Source organism: Streptomyces sp. NPDC052687 (genome assembly GCF_040678395.1).
In the GTDB taxonomy this organism is placed as follows: Bacteria; Actinomycetota; Actinomycetes; order Streptomycetales; family Streptomycetaceae; genus Streptomyces.
Window position 1 is genome coordinate 46404 of the sequence record NZ_JBFATR010000024.1, and the last position, 15048, is coordinate 61451.

Sequence of the window (15048 nt, forward strand, 5' to 3'; positions counted from 1 at the left end):
CGCCCGCGCCGCGCGCATGCCCCCGGACCCCGCTCTCCCGCTTGGTCCCCCCCTTGGTCTGGCTCGGTCGCGCTCGGTCCCGCGGACGCGGTGCACCGCACAGGGCGGAATGGAGGTAGCGTGGCGACTGTTTCGCGCCGCCTTGAAACAAAGAGTGCATGGTCGGCGACAGTCCGGGTACCCGCACGGATGCGTCACCGCGACGCGAGGACACAACTGCAGCATCGTCCGAAGAGGCAGACGTCGCACCATGACTTTCGTGGGAGAGGTAATGGACACCGCCACCGCCACCGCCGTGACCGGGTCTCAGGCACCGCTCGTCGAGGAGAACCGGGCCGGGACGGACCAGGTGCGGGAGCCGGTGGTCGTGGACCCGCGGGCCGTGGCGCCCAGGGACGCCCGGGAGCTGTCCCGCCAGTTCTTCCGCCGGCTGCAGGAGCTCGAGGAAGGCACGCACGAGTACCAGTACGCGCGCAACACCCTCATTGAGATGAACATGTCGCTCGTGCGGTTCGCCGCCGGGCGGTTCCGGGGCCGCGGGGACGACATGGAGGACGTCGTCCAGACCGGCATGATCGGCCTGATCAAGGCCATCGACCGGTTCGACCTGTCCCGCGAGGTCGAGTTCACCTCCTTCGCGCTGCCGTACATCGTCGGCGAGATCAAGCGCTTCTTCCGCGACACCACCTGGGCCGTGCACGTCCCGCGCCGGCTCCAGGAACTGCGCGTGGAGCTGGCCAAGGCGCGCGAGGAGCTGTCCAGCAGGCTGGACCGGGAGCCCACGGTGGCCGAGCTGGCCACGCTGATGAACCTCTCCGAGGACGAGGTCGTCGAGGCCCAGATCGCGGCCAACGGCTACAACTCCTCGTCCCTGGACGCGGCGCTGACCGGTGACGGGCCGGAGAACGGCGAGGCCGTGCTGGCCGACTTCATCGGTGTCGAGGAACACGGGCTGCGGCTCGTCGAGGACTTCCAGTCGCTGGCCCCGCTGATGGCCGAGCTGGACGAGCGGGACCGGCGCATCCTGCACATGCGGTTCGTGGAGGAGGCGACCCAGGCCGAGATCGGTGAGCAGCTCGGCTGCTCGCAGATGCACGTGTCCCGGCTGCTGAAGCGGATCATCGTGCGGCTACGCGAGGGCATGCTCGGAGAGCTGGACCGCGTCTGAGCCGCGGGGCCCCCGGGACGGGACCGACGGCATCCGGGGCGTGCTCCCGTCGGTCCGTGCGCTCCGGGGGCCCCGCTCCGCGGATTCTGCTGCCTCAGGTCCGCGTACACGACACCGCGTACACGACGACACCTTGTACGTGCGCCGCACTGCGCGCCCGCGTCGTCACCCGTCTCCGAGTTCCACCTCGGCCCAGACGCGCTTGCCGACCGGGACCCGTTCGACCGCGACGCGCGACGCGAGCGCGTGGACGATCTCCAGGCCGTGCCGGCCGACGCGCTCGGGGTCCCGGGGAAAGCGCCGGGGCAGGGCGTCGCTGCTGTCGTAGACGGAGACCGTGACCGCGGCGTCCGTGCCCTCCAGGTCCAGGATGTACGGGCCGTCGCTGTGCCGGTCGGCGTTGGTGACCAGTTCGCTGACCACCAGGAGCACCGCCTCCTGGGTGCGGGCGGTGATGTCGGCGCACCACTCGGTGGCGAGCTGGTTCAGGAACTGCGCGGCGAAGGCACGCGCCTCGGCTATGCACCCGGGCTCGCCCGTGTAGTGCGCCGCCCGCCGGAGCGGTTCCACGGGTACGTCGAAAGCGGAGGGTGCGACCGTCGCGTCCCGGTGCTCGATCATGCGTTCTCTCTCCCAAGCCGGCGTGGCCGGATACTGCTGCACCAGTCCTCGTACCCCGAGCCCGGCGGAGCACTCCAGGGTGCTGTGGGCGTCGCACCGGTGCCGCCGGGCGCGCCCGGGACGCGTACGGACCTCCCGGCGGGCGCGGCCGGCCGGTGCTGTCTAGCGTGGGCGTGTGAGCCCGCGAGACTCCGCCGGCCAGGCCGGCGCCCGCCCCGGTTGGGTGCAGGCCCTGGCCGTGACGCTGGCCGGGGTGCTCGCCATGGGCGTCGTCGCCGCGCTGGGGCTGTGGGCGGCCGGCGCGACCGGGATTCCGGACGGCGCCTACCCGAAGGTGGTCGCGGCGACCGTGGTCGCCGCCGTCGGCGGCGGCGTCGAGCTGTCGGGGAGCGCCGGATCGCTGGCGGGGGCCGAAGGGGGTCTCACGGTGATCCCGCTGTCGGTGACGCTGGTCGGCGCGCTGGTCTTCGCCGCCGGTTTCCTGCGGCCGCTGCGGCACAGGGCGGTCACGGGGACCGGGGAGCTGGCCGGCTGGGCCGCGCGGATCGGTGGGCTGTGGCTGCTCGCCCTGACCGGGCTGGCCCTCGCCGCCCGGCACACCTTCCGCCTCTCCCTCGGTGAGGGGCTGATCAGCGACCTCGGCGAGCTGTTCGGGATCGAACCTGAGGTGGGGTTCACCACGGAGGTGCCGCCGACCGTCGTCTTCGGCGTGCTGTGGCTGGCCGGGGTGCTCGTGGTGGCGCTGCTCGTCGCGCGCGGGGTGCCGCTGCCGGGGCGGCTGTCGCGGTTCCGGGAGGCGGCGGGCCCGGCGGCGTACGCGATGGTGGCGCTGCTGCTGGCCTGCGCCGTGCTCGGGGTCGTCATCGGTGTGGTGGTGGCGGTGACGCGCGGGCATCCCGTGGAGACGCTGGCGGTCGTCCTGCTGGGGTTGCCGAACCTGGCGTGGCCGGCGTTGACGGTCGGGCTCGGGGCCACCTGGGACGGCCGGGTGGAGGGGCCGTTCGCGCTGCCGATGCCGAACGTGCTGGACCGGGTGATGCGGTCGGGCGAGATGAGCGCGGTCGACCTGGGCACGCTCGCCGAGCAGGACGGCCGGGTGTGGTGGCTGCTGCCGATCGCCGCGGCGCTGCTGTCGGCGGCCGCGTGTCTGATGGCGGTCCGCTCACCGGCCGGGGTCCCGCTGTGGCGGCACGCCGTCCACATGGCGGTCGCGCTCCTGCTCACGGTTCTGGTGATCTGCCTGCTCGGCCGGGTCTCGGCGGCCTTCGGACTGTCCGTGCTGGGCATCGGTGACCTGGGCGGCGACCTCTCCCAGCACCTGTTCCTGCGGCCCCGCTGGTGGAGCGCGCTGGGCCTCGCCGTGCTGTGGGGGCTGGTGACGGGTTTCCTCGGCGGCCTGATCGCCCGCCGCCTGCCCCGGCCGGACAGCTCGCACAGGGCGCGCGACGCGCGCTAGCCCGTCACCGCGCCGCCCCTCCCCCGCCGCGGACCCGCGCTGCGCGCGCCGGCTGCCGTGCCCGCTTGCGCAGGGCCGGCGGTTCCCGGCGGCGCAGCAGTCGGGAGACGAGGGCGCCGAGGGATGCGGAGAGGGCGATCAGCATGGTGACGGCGAGGAGCCAGACGGGGGTGGAGTGGGCGAACAGGGGATCGCCGGTGAGGTCGCCGGGCGAGAGCCGGGCGAGGCCGAGGGTGGCGGCCATCGCGCCGAACGCCCAGCGGGAGGGCACGAGCCAGGCCGCCTGCTCCAGTACGGGCACGCCGTCCAGCTTGAGCAGGGCGCCGCAGAAGACGACCTGGACGAGGGCGAGCAGGACCAGCAGCGGCATCGTCACCTCTTCCTTGCGGACCAGTGCGGAGACGGCGAGGCCGAGCATCATCGCGGTGAAGGCGAGGAGGGCGACGGCGACGGTGATCTCGGCGAGCGGCCGGGTCAGCACGCCGTCGCCGCCGGGGGCGTGGAGGTCGACGCCGAGCAGCGCGACCAGGGTGAGCAGCACGGCCTGGACCACGGTGACCGTTCCGAGCACCACCACCTTGGACAGCAGATACGCCCGTCTGGACAGGCCCACGGCGCGTTCCCGCTCGTAGATCACCCGCTCCTTGACGAGTTCGCGGACCGCGTTGGCGGCGCCGGTGAGGACGGCGCCGACGCACAGGATCAGCAGCACGTTCAGGGCGTTCCTGCCGGTCAGCTCGTCGCCCGCGAGGGCGCGCGCCATGGCGCCCATCACGAACGGCAGCGCGATCATGACGGCGAGGAACACACGGTCGGCGGCGAGGACGGCGCAGTAGCGGCGGGTCAGGGTGCGCAGCTGGGCGCCCGCCCGGCGGGGTCTGGGCGGCAGGCCGATGATCACCGGGCCCGCGCGGGGCAGCCGGGGCTGGACGCCGGCGTCGGCGACGTAGCGCCGGTGGAAGGGCGAGTCGCGGTACTCCGCCGCCCAGTCCCGGTCCCGGCCGCGGTCGAAGGCCTCGAAGGCTTCCGGCCAGTGCGTGAAGCCGAGGAAGGCGAGGGCGTCGCCGGGCGGGCCGTAGTAGGCGACCTTGCCGCCGGGGGCGAGGAAGAGGAGCCGGTCACAGACGTCGAGGCTGAGCACGCTGTGGGTGACGACGATGACGGTGTGGCCGCCGTCGGCGAGGCGGCGCAGCATGTGCATCACCGAGCGTTCCATGCCGGGGTCGAGGCCGGAGGTCGGTTCGTCGAGGAAGAGCAGGGAGGGCTTGGTGAGCAGCTCCAGTGCCACGCTGACCCGTTTGCGCTGGCCGCCGGACAGGGTGTGCACGCGCCGGCCGGCGCCGGCCTCCAGGCCCAGCTCGCGGATCACCTCCTCGACGCGGGCCTGGCGCTCGGCCTTGGCGGTGTCCTGCGGGAAGCGCAGTGCGGCGGCGTAGGAGAGGGCGGCGCGGACGGTGAGCTGGGTGTGGAGGATGTCGTCCTGCGGGACGACTCCGATGCGCTGCCGCAGTTCGGCGTAGTCGTGGTACAGGTCGCGGCCGTCGTAGAGGACGGTGCCGTGGTCGGCGGGGCGCCGGCCGGTGAGCGCGTTCATCAGGGTGGACTTGCCGGCGCCGCTCGGTCCGACGACGGCGAGCAGGCACCTCTCCCCCACCGGGAAGGAGACGTGGTCCAGCAGCTGTCTGCGGCCCCGGTCGACGGAGACGGTGAGGTCCTGTACGTCGAGGGAGACCACGCCGGTGTCGACGTACTCCTGGAGCTGGTCGCCGACGAGGCAGAAGTCGGAGTGGCCGATGCCCACGATGTCGCCGGGGTGGACCGCGGCGCTGGTGACGCGGGTGCCGTTGAGGTACGTGCCGTTGTGGCTGCCGAGGTCGGCGATCTCGTAGCCGCCGTCGGTGCGGGCCCGCAGCTCGGCGTGGTGCCGGGAGACGATCAGGTCGTCGACGACCAGGTCGTTGTCGGCGGCGCGGCCGATGCGGACCGTGCGGGTGGTCAGCGGACGCACGCCGGCCGGGTGGCGGAAGGTGTGGGTGAGGGCGGGCCGGGAGACCCCGGCGGGGCGTTGGGCGGCCGGGCCGGTGACTGTGCTGAGCACGATGCGGGGGCCGTCGGTGGGGCTGCCGAGGCGGATGACGGTGCCGGGGCCGACGCCCCACTGGTGGACGCGCCGGCCGTCGGCGTAGGTGCCGTTGGTGCTGTGCTGGTCGTGGAGCGTCCAGTGGTCGTCCTCGGGACGGAGCACCGCGTGGTGCCAGGAGACGCGGTCGTCGTCGAAGGCGATGTCGCTGAGGGGGTCGCGGCCGACGCGGTAGTCGTGGGCCGGGGTCATCACGGTGATCCCCGTCTCGGTCTCCAGGACGAGTTCGGGTGCCGTGGACGCGGCCGGCCGCTCCGCCATGCCCCGGATTCTACCGATCCGTCCCCCTGCGTGCCTGATCGTCGCAGGTCAGGAAGGTGCGGTCAGGAACGTCGGTCAGGCCACGGGCATGACCAGCGCCGGGATGGTCCGCTGCATGCGCAGGGCGTCGACGGACTCGGCCAGCAGCTCGTACTCCGTGGTGTCGTCGCTGACGGCGATCCGCACCAGCCGTCCGGCCGCCAGCTCGTCGGCGACCAGCTCCTGCCGGTCCGCGTCGGCACACCAGGAGCGCAGTACGGCGGGCACGTCGGTCACCGTGTCGCCGACGGGGACCAGGGCGTTCGGCGGGTAGGGGGCGTCGCCGGGGTGGGGGTCGAGCCGTTCGGCGATCCAGGTGGCGCGGTCGCGCAGCCACCACAGGGCGAGGGCCAGGGTGGGGGCCCGGTACGTGCCCAGCGGCACTCCGATGCGCTGCCCGCCGCAGGTCCCGTAGGCGGTGACATGGCACAGGAATTCGTCGTGCACGTTCTCCTCCCCCGTCGCGTCGCTCGCCGGCCGGTGGTGTCGCGCTTTCCGTGCGGCTCCTGTGCGGTGAACTGCCCCTGGGGTCGAGTATCTTCACTGTTGAACCACTGTCACCATGGCTTTCCGGCCAGTCTCCTGGCATATTCCCGGCGGCTCGATTGGCCGGATCGTGACGGCCTGCGATGAGTTTTCGGGCGGACCGGAGTCTCCCTCGTATGAATACGACGGGAAAAGCGGACGTGGAATTCACCGCGGTGTTGACCAAGAGCCCGGAGCAGGGCGGCTGGACCTATGTCGTCTGGCCGGAATCGGTCGCCTATTTCGGCACCCGGGGATTGGTCAAGATCCGCGGGACGATCGACGGACACCCCTTCCGCAGCTCTTTCATGGCGCTGGGCGACGGCACGCACAAATTGCCGGTCAAGGCGGAGATCCGCCGGGTGATCGGAAAAGAGGAGGGCGACACGGTGACCGTGCGCATCGAGGAGCGGCTGAGTTCCTGATCGCGAAACCGGGATGCCCGGAGAGGGTGACGTGACCGTCTCCGGGCATCCGGTGAATCGTCCTGGGCTGTGAGGACCGCGTCGACAAGGGCGGGACGAGCGGCTCGGTCAGGCCGGGACGACCGCGTCGGTCAGGCCGTGACTACCGCGTCGATGCGGGCCAGTTCGTCCGCGTCGAAGTCCAGGTTCTCCGCCGCGGCGACGCTGTCCTCCAGCTGCCGCGCGCTGCTCGCGCCGACCAGCGCGGAGGTCACCCGGCCGCCGCGCAGCACCCAGGAGAGCGCCATCTGCGCCAGCGACTGGCCGCGGGACTTGGCGATCTCGTCGAGCGCGCGCAACTTGCCGACCAGCTCCTCGGTCAGCGCGTCGGAGTTCAGGAACGGGCTGTCGCTCGCGGCCCGCGAGTCCTCCGGGATGCCGTCGAGGTAGCGGGCGGTGAGCACGCCCTGCTCCAGCGGGGAGTAGGCGATGGAGCCGACGGCCAGCTCGTCCAGCGCGTCGAGCAGGCCCTCCTCCTCGGGGCGGCGGTCCAGCATCGAGTAGCGCGGCTGGTGGATCAGCAGCGGGGTGCCCAGCTCACCGAGGATGCGGGCGGCCTCGCGGGTCTGCTCCGCGGAGTAGTTCGAGACGCCGACGTACAGCGCCTTGCCCTGCTGCACGGCGGAGTGCAGGGCGCCCATCGTCTCCTCCAGCGGAGTCTCCGGGTCGGGGCGGTGCGAGTAGAAGATGTCGACGTAGTCCAGGCCCATCCGCTTCAGGCTCTGGTCGAGCGAGGACAGCAGGTACTTGCGCGAGCCCCACTCGCCGTACGGGCCGGGCCACATCAGGTAGCCCGCCTTGGTGGAGATGACCAGCTCGTCGCGGTACGGCGCGAAGTCGGCCCGCAGCGCCTCGCCGAACGCGGACTCGGCGGCGCCGGGCGGCGGGCCGTAGTTGTTGGCGAGGTCGAAGTGGGTGACGCCGAGGTCGAAGGCGCGGCGCAGGATGGCGCGCTGGGTCTCGACCGGGCGGTCGGGGCCGAAGTTGTGCCACAGGCCGAGCGACAGCGCCGGGAGCTTGAGGCCGCTGCGTCCGGTGCGCCGGTAGGGCATGGTGGCGTAGCGGTCGGGGTGTGCGGTGTACAACGCGACTCCAGAGGGGTTGGCACACGGAAGACGGCTCCGGGGCCGGAGCCGTCCGAACCGTCCCCTACTCTGGCGTGACCTGCGGCCAGTGGTCCAACAGAAGAATCCGATGGGATTCAGCGACTACGCTTCTCGGTCATGGAACTGCGCCAGCTCAGGCACTTCCTCGCGGTCGCCGAGGACCAGCACTTCACCCGGGCGGCCGAACGGCTCATGGTCTCCCAGTCGGGGCTCTCGGCGTCGATCCGCGCGCTGGAGCGGGAGTTGCAGACCCCGCTGTTCGTGCGGACCACCCGCCGGGTGACGCTGACCGAAGCGGGCCGGGCGCTGCTGGTGGAGGCGGAGCGGGTGCTGGACCGGGTGCGGGCGGCGCACGAGGCGGTGGCCGCCGTGCAGGGCGTGCTGCGCGGCACGCTCGCGCTGGGCACCGAGCAGTGCATCGCCGGGGTGCCGGTGGCAGGGCTGCTCGCCGCGTTCCGGCGGCGCCATCCGGACGTGGAGATCCGGCTGCGGCAGGCCGGCTCGGGCGCGCTGGCCGAGGAGGTGGCCGCGGGGCGGCTTGACCTGGCGTTCGTGGTGCGCACCGACACGGACGCCGAGCACCTGCGGGCCGTGGCGCTGACCAGCGAGCCGATGACCGTCCTGTGCCACGCGGACCACCCGCTGGCGGCGGCCGGCGCGGCCGTCACTCCGCAGGACATCGGCGGTGAGGTGTTCGTCGACTTCCACCCCGACTGGGGGCCGCGCCGCACCACCGACGCGGCGTTCGCCGCCGCGGGCGTACGCCGGACGGTGGCGCTGGAGGTGAACGACGTGCACAGCCTCCTCGACCTGCTGGACGAGAACCTGGGCATCGCCGTCGTCCCCCACCACTTCCACCACAAGCGCCCGTCCCTGACCGCTCTCCCCCTGAAGGGCACCGGCGAGGCCGGTTACGAGACGGTGGCCGTGCTGCCCCCGCCCGAGGCGACCAGCCCGGCCGCGCGAGCGCTGATGGCGCTGCTGGAGACGGGGAGCGCGTGAGCGGTACGCCGACGGTCGGCTGACGGCGGCTGACGGCGGGCGAGGAGGCGTCCGGCGGTGCGCAGCCGCCTGCGGCGCGCATCGGCCGCGGGGCGCATCGGCCGCGGGGCGCACCCGTCGGCGGCCCACATCCGCGCATCGGCCCGCGGCCCGCTTCCGCCTGCGGCCCGCATCGCCCCGCGGGGCGCAGCGGCTTGCGGCCCGCCTCCACCCGCGGGGCGCGCTTCCGCCCGCGGCGCCTTCGTGGTGGACCGGCTGACGGAATCGGGGGCGCGCGGGGCGCGTCCGGGTCATGGTGGACGTATGCATGCGAAGGACGTCCTCATCGACGGCTACGGCCGTATCCAGGAAGAAGTCCATGCCGCCGTGGACGGTCTCGGGCCCGAGGAGCTGAACGCCCGGCCGGCCGGCGGCGCCAACTCCATCGCCTGGCTGATCTGGCATCTCACCCGGGTCCAGGACGACCACGTCGCCGACGCCTCCGGGCTCGACCAGGTGTGGCTGGCGCAGGACTGGGCGAAGCGGTTCGGGCTGAAGCTGCCGCTGGGCGACACCGGGTACGGGCACAGCCCGGCCAAGGTCGCCAAGGTGCGGGTCGACTCCCCCGACCTGCTGACCGGGTACTACGACGCCGTGCACGAGCAGACGCTGGGGTTCGTGCGCGGGCTGACCGCCAGGGATCTCGAACGCGTCGTGGACGAGAACTGGGATCCGCCGGTCAGCCTCGGCGTACGGCTGGTCAGCGTCCTGTCCGACGACCTTCAGCACGTCGGACAGGCCGCGTACGTGCGCGGGCTGCTTCAGAGCGCGGCGGCGTAGCCCGGCAGCACGACGTCCTCGATGAGGGCCTTGCGCTCGTCGAACGGGATGAACGCGCTCTTGACCGCGTTCACCGTGACCGTGCGCAGGTCCTCGACGGTCCAGCCGGCCTGCTCGACCAGCAGGGACATCTCGCGGGTCATCGTCGTGCCGGACACCAGGCGGTTGTCGGTGTTGAGGGTGACCCGGAAGCCGAGGTCCTTCAGCGCGGTGATCGGGTGCTCGGCGATCGAGGTGGCGCAGCCGGTCTGGAGGTTGGAGGTGGGGCACATCTCCAGCGCGATCCGGCGGTCGCGCACCCAGCTCGCGAGGCGGCCGAGCTTGCCCGCCGCGAGGTCGGGGATGTCCTCGGTGATGCGGACGCCGTGGCCGATGCGCTGGGCGCCGCAGACCTGGAGGGCCTGGTGGATGCTGGGCAGGCCGTGGGCCTCGCCGGCGTGGATGGTGAAGGGCACGCTCTCGCGGCGCAGCAGCTCGAAGGCGGCGAGGTGGTCGGCGGGCGGGAAGCCGTCCTCGGCGCCGGCGATGTCGAAGCCGACGACGCCGGCGTCCCGGTAGGCGACGGCCAGCTCGGCGGCCTCCTGGACGCGGTCGAACATCCGCATGCCGCACAGCAGGGTGCCCACGCGGACCGGGGTCCCGGCCGCGGCGGCCTTGGCCATGCCCGCCGCCAGACCCTCCTGCACGGTCTCGACGACCTCGCGCATCGTCAGCCCGCCGTTGGTGTTCAGCTCGGGCGCGTAGCGCACCTCGGCGTAGACGACGCCGTCGGCGGCGAGGTCGAGGACGTACTCCTCGGCGGTGCGCAGCAGGCCCTCGCGGGTCTGCATGACGGCGAGGGTGTGCTCGAAGGTGGCGATGTAGCGGACCAGGTCACCGGAGTTGGCGGCCTCGTAGTACCAGGCGGCCAGCTCGTCCGGGTCGGTGGTGGGCAGGGTGTGGCCGACCTCCCGGGCCAGCTCCACGACGGTGGCGGGGCGCAGGCCGCCGTCGAGGTGGTCGTGCAGGACGGCCTTGGGGAGGCTGCGGACGAGGTCGGTGCCTATGCGCGTAGATGACATGGTGCGGTGCGTTCCTCGGCGGTTCGGTGTGCGGATGTGCGAAGTGGGTCAGGAGGCGGCGGGCACGGCGGGCTCGAGCAGGTCCCAGCGGTTGCCGTACAGGTCCTGGAAGACGGCGACCGTGCCGTACGGCTCGTGCCGGGGCTCCTCGAGGAAGGTCACCCCCGCGGCGCGCATGCGGGCGTGGTCGCGGGCGAAGTCGTCGGTGTGCAGGAAGAAGCCCACCCGGCCGCCGGTCTGGTCGCCGATCCGGTCGCGCTGGGCGTCGCCCTTCGCGCGGGCCAGCAGCAGTCTGGTGCCGGCGTCCCCGGCCGGGGGCTCGACGACCACCCAACGCGAGCCGTCCGGCCGTGGCGCGTCCTCGACGAGCCGGAATCCCAGGGCCGCGGTGTAGAAGCGGATCGCCTCGTCGTAGTCGTCGACGACGAGGGTGACCAGGGCGATGCGACTCATCGGGTCATCGGGACCTTTCGGGGCGGGCGGGATCCGGCGGCATCCAGGGAGGGATTGACGGGAGAGGTTATACGTAAAACTTCGCGGATGCCAGTCATGGTTCCCGTTGCCGCGCACAGGCGTCTCACGCCCGGTCCGGCCCGGCCCGACCCCGGCCGGTGCCGCGGGGCCGCCCGGTCATGCGGAGCCGCCCCGGACGGGCGGACGGCCTGCCCGCCGGGGCCGGGGCGGAAGACCCTCGGAGGTCACTCCACGGTGAAGAACCGCTGGAAGTAGTCGGCCGGTGCGCCCTCACCGACCAGGACGCCCTCCGCCTCCACCCACGCGTGCGCCGCGAACGGCGGATGGGTACGGACACCGACGCACCAGGTCGGCCAGTGACCGCGCAGACGGCACAGCAGCACGGTGGCCAGCGAGCGGGGCAGGCAGCCGCGCTGTCCGCCGGCGGACAGGCTGACGGCGAGGACGGTCTCGCGGGCCCGGGCGGCCTCGGCGAGGGTGGCCGGCCGGGCGCCCCTGCGCAGCCGGAGCAGCACCGCGCGGATGCGGGCCGGGGGCTGCCGGGCCAGCAGATGGGCGACGATGACGACCAGCCGGGTCACGGTCCGCCGGCCGAGGGGCACCGACCGGGGGTCGTGCGGGACTACTTGCGAGGTGGACACTGCTGCTTCTCCTCCGGAGACGGAACGGCTTGTCCTGCCGCGGTGACGGTCGGGGAGCCCCGGCTTTCCTCCGGGGCGAGTCGGAGGCCCGCCCGCGCCTGCCCGGAGTGGGGTTCCTCCAGGGCGGGGGTGCGGCGAGTGGCGGGGCGGGGAGCGGAGCTGGGGCGGGAGGGGGACTGCGGCGGTGCTGGGAGCTGGGTTTTGGCGGGGCCGCGGGCCCAGCGGAGGGATGACCGCGGGTGCCGGGGGCGGGGCCGAGACGGGTGCCGTAAAACGGACCCGCGCGGGCGCCGGGGGCCGGACCCGGCGGAGCCGCGAGCGGACCGCGGCGGGTGCCCGGCGCCGGACTGCGGCGGCGAGGCGGTGGCCGGAACCGCGCACGGCACCCACGGCGCCATCCGCCCGGGCGGACCACGGCAGACCCCGCGAACGACATCACAGGAGGTGCCACGAGCCGCACCACAGCGGGTTCCGTGAGCGGACCTCCCACCGCGAACCGGTCAACGGCAGGTGCCTGAACCGGTGCCGCCACCGGCGCCCGTGCCGGTGGCGGAACAACCGCCGTATCGGCGCCGGGCCGCCGCCAAGACCACCGCCGTGCCGAAGCCGGCCCGCCACCGGCGCCGCCGCCGGGACCGCCACCCTGCCTGTGCCGGACCGCCACCGCCACCGCACCGCCACACCGCCACCGCCACCCCCACCGCTGCCAGTGCCGGCGTCGAGGCCGATGCCCGTGCCGGTCAGTTGGTGAGGAGTTTGGCGGCGCGCAGTTCCTGGCAGATGCGGGCGATGTCCTCCTCGACCTGCTCGGCGCTCACGTCGTACGTGCTGGTGAGGGTGGCGACCGCCGCTTCCGTGGTCGTGCCGTCGAGCAGGGTGCGCACGATGAGCGCGGCGGTGGGATTGAGGGTGTAGTACTCGCCGCTGTTCTGGTCCAGCAGGGCCATGCCGTACTCGGTGTCGGCCGTCACCACTCCGGGGCGCAGCGTCATCGTCATGCCGTGATACCTCCCGTGTCGGTTGCCGTCGGCCCCACCGGGCCGCGGTTTCGTTCGCGTGCGCGCAGCCACACCTCGCAGCCGACGGTCGGATGCAGCAGCGCGCTCTCCAGATCGGCGGCGAGCGGCCGCAGGCACCAGTCGCGCAGGGCGGCCACGTCGACGAGGCCCAGCTCGCGCAGCCTGGAGTCCTCCCAGAGGGCGAGCAGCGAGGCCCGGTGGCGGCGCAGCCCCGTCTCCTCCTCGAACGCGGCGTGCGCCTTGGTGGTCCGGCGGCGGGCGGCCTCGGGCACGATGCCGCGCATGGCTTCCTCGATCAGCGGTTTGTACCGCCAGGGCGTCACCCGGTCCTGGGGGCGGACGGCGAGGGCCGCCTCGACGAGCAGGTCGTCGTAGTAGGGCGCGGCGAAGGTGACGCCGAGCGGTTCGGACATCTGCTGGACGTGCCGGGCGAACCGGGCCAGCGCGCGCAGGGTGACGAGTTCCCGGTGTCCCCCGTGGCCGCCGCTGAGCGGCTCGGCGTGTGCGGCCTGTTCGCGGAGAAGGTCCCGCACGGCCTCGACGGCCCGCCCGGTGGCCCACGGGGGCAGCCGGGGCGGGATGCCCCAGTCGAAGAGCGGCACGGAGAGGTCGGGCTGCGGGCGGGTGAGGTCCCGCGCGATCAGCTCCAGCCAGGAGCCGTACGAGCGGCGGTCGAGCAGCTGGGCCAGGGCCGTCCGGCGGGACCAGCGGTGCCGGGAGGTGAAGCCGCGGGCGAGCCGCCAGGCCGTGCGGGGATGGCGGGGCAGGAGTCCGTGGACGTGGGCGGAGGCGCCGCTGAACAGTTCGTCGCCGCCCATGCCGCTCAGGTGCAGCGGGGAGCCGCGCTCGGCGGCCCGTTCGACGATGAGCATGCGGCGGTGCCGGTTGACGGCGTACGGCGACGGGGTGTCGAGCTCGTCGTCCAGCGCGTCCACGCGGTCGAAGGTCAGGGGCACCTCGGTGGCGGGCACGACGTGGTGCTCGACCGTGTCCAGTTCGGCCACCGTGCGCCGCGCGTAGCTCACGTCGTCGCCGAGGACGTCGTGGACGGCGGCGGTGTACGCGACGGTCTTCGCGCCCGCGCGGGCGGCGGTGGCGACGACCGCGGTGGAGTCGACGCCGCCGAGGTCGGCGCTGACGAGTTCGCGGCCGGCGATCCGTACGGCGACCGCGTCGGCGAGCCGGTCGCGGACCAGCCGGGCGCCCTCGGCGAGCGGCAGCTCGGCCGGCGGCGGGGTCCAGCACCGGCTGGTGCGCAGCCGCCCGTCGCGGTCGAGCAGGACGCGCCGGTCGCCGGGTACGACGTCGACGCCGCGCCAGACCGTCTGGATGGTCAGCGGGTGCAGGATGCCCGGGCTGAGCAGTTGCACGGCCAGGCGGCGTTCGTCGAGGTCCGCGTCCGTCAGGCCGGCCAGGATGTCCGCGCGGTCGGAGACGAGGTGTGCTCCGCCGGCGCGGGGCGCCCTGGCGGCGAAGACGCTGCGCACTCCGGTGACGGTGCCGCGCACCAGGGTGCTGCCGCCCCAGCTGGCGATCAGGTGGTGGCTGCCGGGCCAGGTCCGCGCGCGGTCCTCGGCGGCCTCGGGCGATCCGGCGCGGGCGGCGCGCGCCGCCTCCTCCTCCGTCACCGCGTGCTGCCCGAGCACGGCGAGCTGGACGGTCCCGCACTGCGCCGTGGTGAGGGCGTGGGCCGGCCAGCGGCCCATCAGCCAGGGGCGGCCGGACGCGTGCGGCAGTTCCCGCACCCCGTCGGATCTGGCTCGGGCGGCGAGGGCCGCGACGGCGTCCGTGTCGGGGAGGACCAGGAACCAGCCGGCCCCGGTGGGAAACGACAGGCCGGTCACCATGGGCGGGTCCTTTCGGTCGATGAGGGTCCGGCGGCAGGAGCGTGGGCGGCACCGAAAGGCGCCGCCCACGTTCTTGACCCCCCTCTGATTTACGTGTACATGTCAATCAGAGAGCTGGTGAGGAAGATCAGAGCAGGCTGTGGCCGCCCAGCAGGTCGGGGCTCCCCTGCCCGGCCAGGCCCGTGACCTTCTGGAAGTCGCCGACCTTGGTGAGGGTGGGACGCTCGTAAGCCATGGTCATGATCCCTTCGTTGACGGATGTGCGGCTTGGCGCCGCGCCTGGCATGTGAGCCGGCGGCCCGCGGTGGGGCGGGGCGCCGACGCTGCACAAAGCTAGGCGGGCGGTTTCCCTCGCCACAACAGGCACCACGAGCCATCAGCGCTCCACTCACACCAGTCACAATC

Annotated in this window: 15 protein-coding genes; 5 read left to right on the forward strand and 10 right to left on the reverse strand. The window is 73.4% G+C overall.

Annotated features, from left to right (window positions below):
- The first annotated feature begins 271 nt into the window (after window positions 1-271).
- Window positions 272-1168: an RNA polymerase sigma factor SigF gene (locus AB0K92_RS20190; protein WP_166004526.1), complete on the forward strand. Its 897-nt coding sequence runs from the start codon at window positions 272-274 to the stop codon at window positions 1166-1168.
- 165 nt (window positions 1169-1333) lie between these two features.
- On the opposite strand, the gene AB0K92_RS20195 is transcribed toward AB0K92_RS20190, so the two are convergent.
- Window positions 1334-1789 carry an ATP-binding protein gene (locus AB0K92_RS20195; protein WP_365924655.1) on the reverse strand — a complete coding sequence of 152 codons (456 nt, stop codon included), beginning with the start codon at window positions 1787-1789 and terminating at the stop codon, window positions 1334-1336.
- Between the two features lie 175 nt (window positions 1790-1964).
- Here AB0K92_RS20195 and AB0K92_RS20200 point away from each other — a divergent pair, with 175 nt between their 5' ends.
- The gene (locus AB0K92_RS20200) at window positions 1965-3245 is read left to right on the forward strand and encodes a streptophobe family protein (RefSeq protein WP_365924657.1); all 1281 of its coding nucleotides are present in this window, start codon (window positions 1965-1967) and stop codon (window positions 3243-3245) included.
- A gap of 4 nt (window positions 3246-3249) precedes the next feature.
- Here AB0K92_RS20200 and AB0K92_RS20205 read toward each other — a convergent pair whose 3' ends face one another.
- Together AB0K92_RS20205 and AB0K92_RS20210 are read right to left on the reverse strand one after the other, a co-directional pair.
- Window positions 3250-5646: an FHA domain-containing protein gene (locus AB0K92_RS20205; protein WP_365924659.1), complete on the reverse strand. Its 2397-nt coding sequence runs from the start codon at window positions 5644-5646 to the stop codon at window positions 3250-3252.
- Window positions 5647-5721: 75 nt separating this feature from the next.
- On the reverse strand, window positions 5722-6132 hold the full coding sequence (locus AB0K92_RS20210; RefSeq protein WP_365924661.1) for a hypothetical protein: 411 nt from the start codon (window positions 6130-6132) through the stop codon (window positions 5722-5724).
- A gap of 215 nt (window positions 6133-6347) precedes the next feature.
- On the opposite strand from AB0K92_RS20210, the gene AB0K92_RS20215 reads away from it, so the two are divergent.
- Window positions 6348-6635, forward strand: coding sequence for a DUF1905 domain-containing protein (locus AB0K92_RS20215; protein WP_365924663.1), 288 nt, complete (start codon window positions 6348-6350; stop codon window positions 6633-6635).
- Between the two features lie 131 nt (window positions 6636-6766).
- On the opposite strand, the gene mgrA is transcribed toward AB0K92_RS20215, so the two are convergent.
- The gene (gene mgrA / locus AB0K92_RS20220; RefSeq protein ID WP_365924665.1) at window positions 6767-7759 is read right to left on the reverse strand and encodes an L-glyceraldehyde 3-phosphate reductase; all 993 of its coding nucleotides are present in this window, start codon (window positions 7757-7759) and stop codon (window positions 6767-6769) included.
- 138 nt (window positions 7760-7897) lie between these two features.
- Here mgrA and AB0K92_RS20225 point away from each other — a divergent pair, with 138 nt between their 5' ends.
- Window positions 7898-8782 carry a LysR substrate-binding domain-containing protein gene (locus AB0K92_RS20225; protein WP_365924668.1) on the forward strand — a complete coding sequence of 295 codons (885 nt, stop codon included), beginning with the start codon at window positions 7898-7900 and terminating at the stop codon, window positions 8780-8782.
- 303 nt (window positions 8783-9085) lie between these two features.
- Window positions 9086-9601, forward strand: a complete 516-nt coding sequence (locus tag AB0K92_RS20230) for a DinB family protein (protein WP_365924670.1) — start codon at window positions 9086-9088, stop codon at window positions 9599-9601.
- Here the strand turns inward: AB0K92_RS20230 and AB0K92_RS20235 are convergent.
- From AB0K92_RS20235 to AB0K92_RS20260, 6 genes are all read right to left on the reverse strand, one after another.
- Window positions 9583-10662 (reverse strand): adenosine deaminase, encoded by a 1080-nt coding sequence (locus AB0K92_RS20235; RefSeq protein ID WP_365924672.1) that lies wholly within the window; start codon window positions 10660-10662, stop codon window positions 9583-9585. The two genes, AB0K92_RS20230 and AB0K92_RS20235, sit on opposite strands and share 19 nt — an antisense overlap.
- A gap of 48 nt (window positions 10663-10710) precedes the next feature.
- Window positions 10711-11115, reverse strand: a complete 405-nt coding sequence (locus AB0K92_RS20240) for a VOC family protein (protein WP_365924674.1) — start codon at window positions 11113-11115, stop codon at window positions 10711-10713.
- A gap of 245 nt (window positions 11116-11360) precedes the next feature.
- A complete protein-coding gene (locus AB0K92_RS20245; protein ID WP_165995454.1) occupies window positions 11361-11777 on the reverse strand; it encodes a lasso peptide biosynthesis B2 protein in 417 nt (138 codons plus the stop codon).
- 740 nt (window positions 11778-12517) lie between these two features.
- Complete coding sequence (locus AB0K92_RS20250) at window positions 12518-12775, reverse strand: lasso peptide biosynthesis PqqD family chaperone (protein ID WP_365924676.1); 258 nt, start codon at window positions 12773-12775, stop codon at window positions 12518-12520.
- On the reverse strand, window positions 12772-14643 hold the full coding sequence (locus AB0K92_RS20255) for an asparagine synthase-related protein (protein ID WP_365924678.1): 1872 nt from the start codon (window positions 14641-14643) through the stop codon (window positions 12772-12774). Before AB0K92_RS20255 ends, AB0K92_RS20250 begins: the two co-directional genes overlap by 4 nt.
- A 127-nt stretch (window positions 14644-14770) precedes the next feature.
- Window positions 14771-14878 (reverse strand): keywimysin-related RiPP, encoded by a 108-nt coding sequence (locus AB0K92_RS20260; protein ID WP_165995458.1) that lies wholly within the window; start codon window positions 14876-14878, stop codon window positions 14771-14773.
- Between the last annotated feature and the right edge of the window lie 170 nt (window positions 14879-15048).

Coding starts and splice junctions, on each gene's coding strand:
- AB0K92_RS20190 (WP_166004526.1), top strand. CDS start 272: ATGGACACCGCCACCGCCACCGCCGTGACCGGGTCTCAGGCACCGCTC.
- AB0K92_RS20195 (WP_365924655.1), bottom strand. CDS start 1,789: ATGATCGAGCACCGGGACGCGACGGTCGCACCCTCCGCTTTCGACGTA.
- AB0K92_RS20205 (WP_365924659.1), bottom strand. CDS start 5,646: ATGGCGGAGCGGCCGGCCGCGTCCACGGCACCCGAACTCGTCCTGGAG.
- AB0K92_RS20215 (WP_365924663.1), top strand. CDS start 6,348: ATGAATACGACGGGAAAAGCGGACGTGGAATTCACCGCGGTGTTGACC.
- AB0K92_RS20225 (WP_365924668.1), top strand. CDS start 7,898: ATGGAACTGCGCCAGCTCAGGCACTTCCTCGCGGTCGCCGAGGACCAG.
- AB0K92_RS20230 (WP_365924670.1), top strand. CDS start 9,086: ATGCATGCGAAGGACGTCCTCATCGACGGCTACGGCCGTATCCAGGAA.
- AB0K92_RS20235 (WP_365924672.1), bottom strand. CDS start 10,662: ATGTCATCTACGCGCATAGGCACCGACCTCGTCCGCAGCCTCCCCAAG.
- AB0K92_RS20240 (WP_365924674.1), bottom strand. CDS start 11,115: ATGAGTCGCATCGCCCTGGTCACCCTCGTCGTCGACGACTACGACGAG.
- AB0K92_RS20250 (WP_365924676.1), bottom strand. CDS start 12,775: ATGACGATGACGCTGCGCCCCGGAGTGGTGACGGCCGACACCGAGTAC.
- AB0K92_RS20255 (WP_365924678.1), bottom strand. CDS start 14,643: ATGGTGACCGGCCTGTCGTTTCCCACCGGGGCCGGCTGGTTCCTGGTC.
- AB0K92_RS20260 (WP_165995458.1), bottom strand. CDS start 14,878: ATGGCTTACGAGCGTCCCACCCTCACCAAGGTCGGCGACTTCCAGAAG.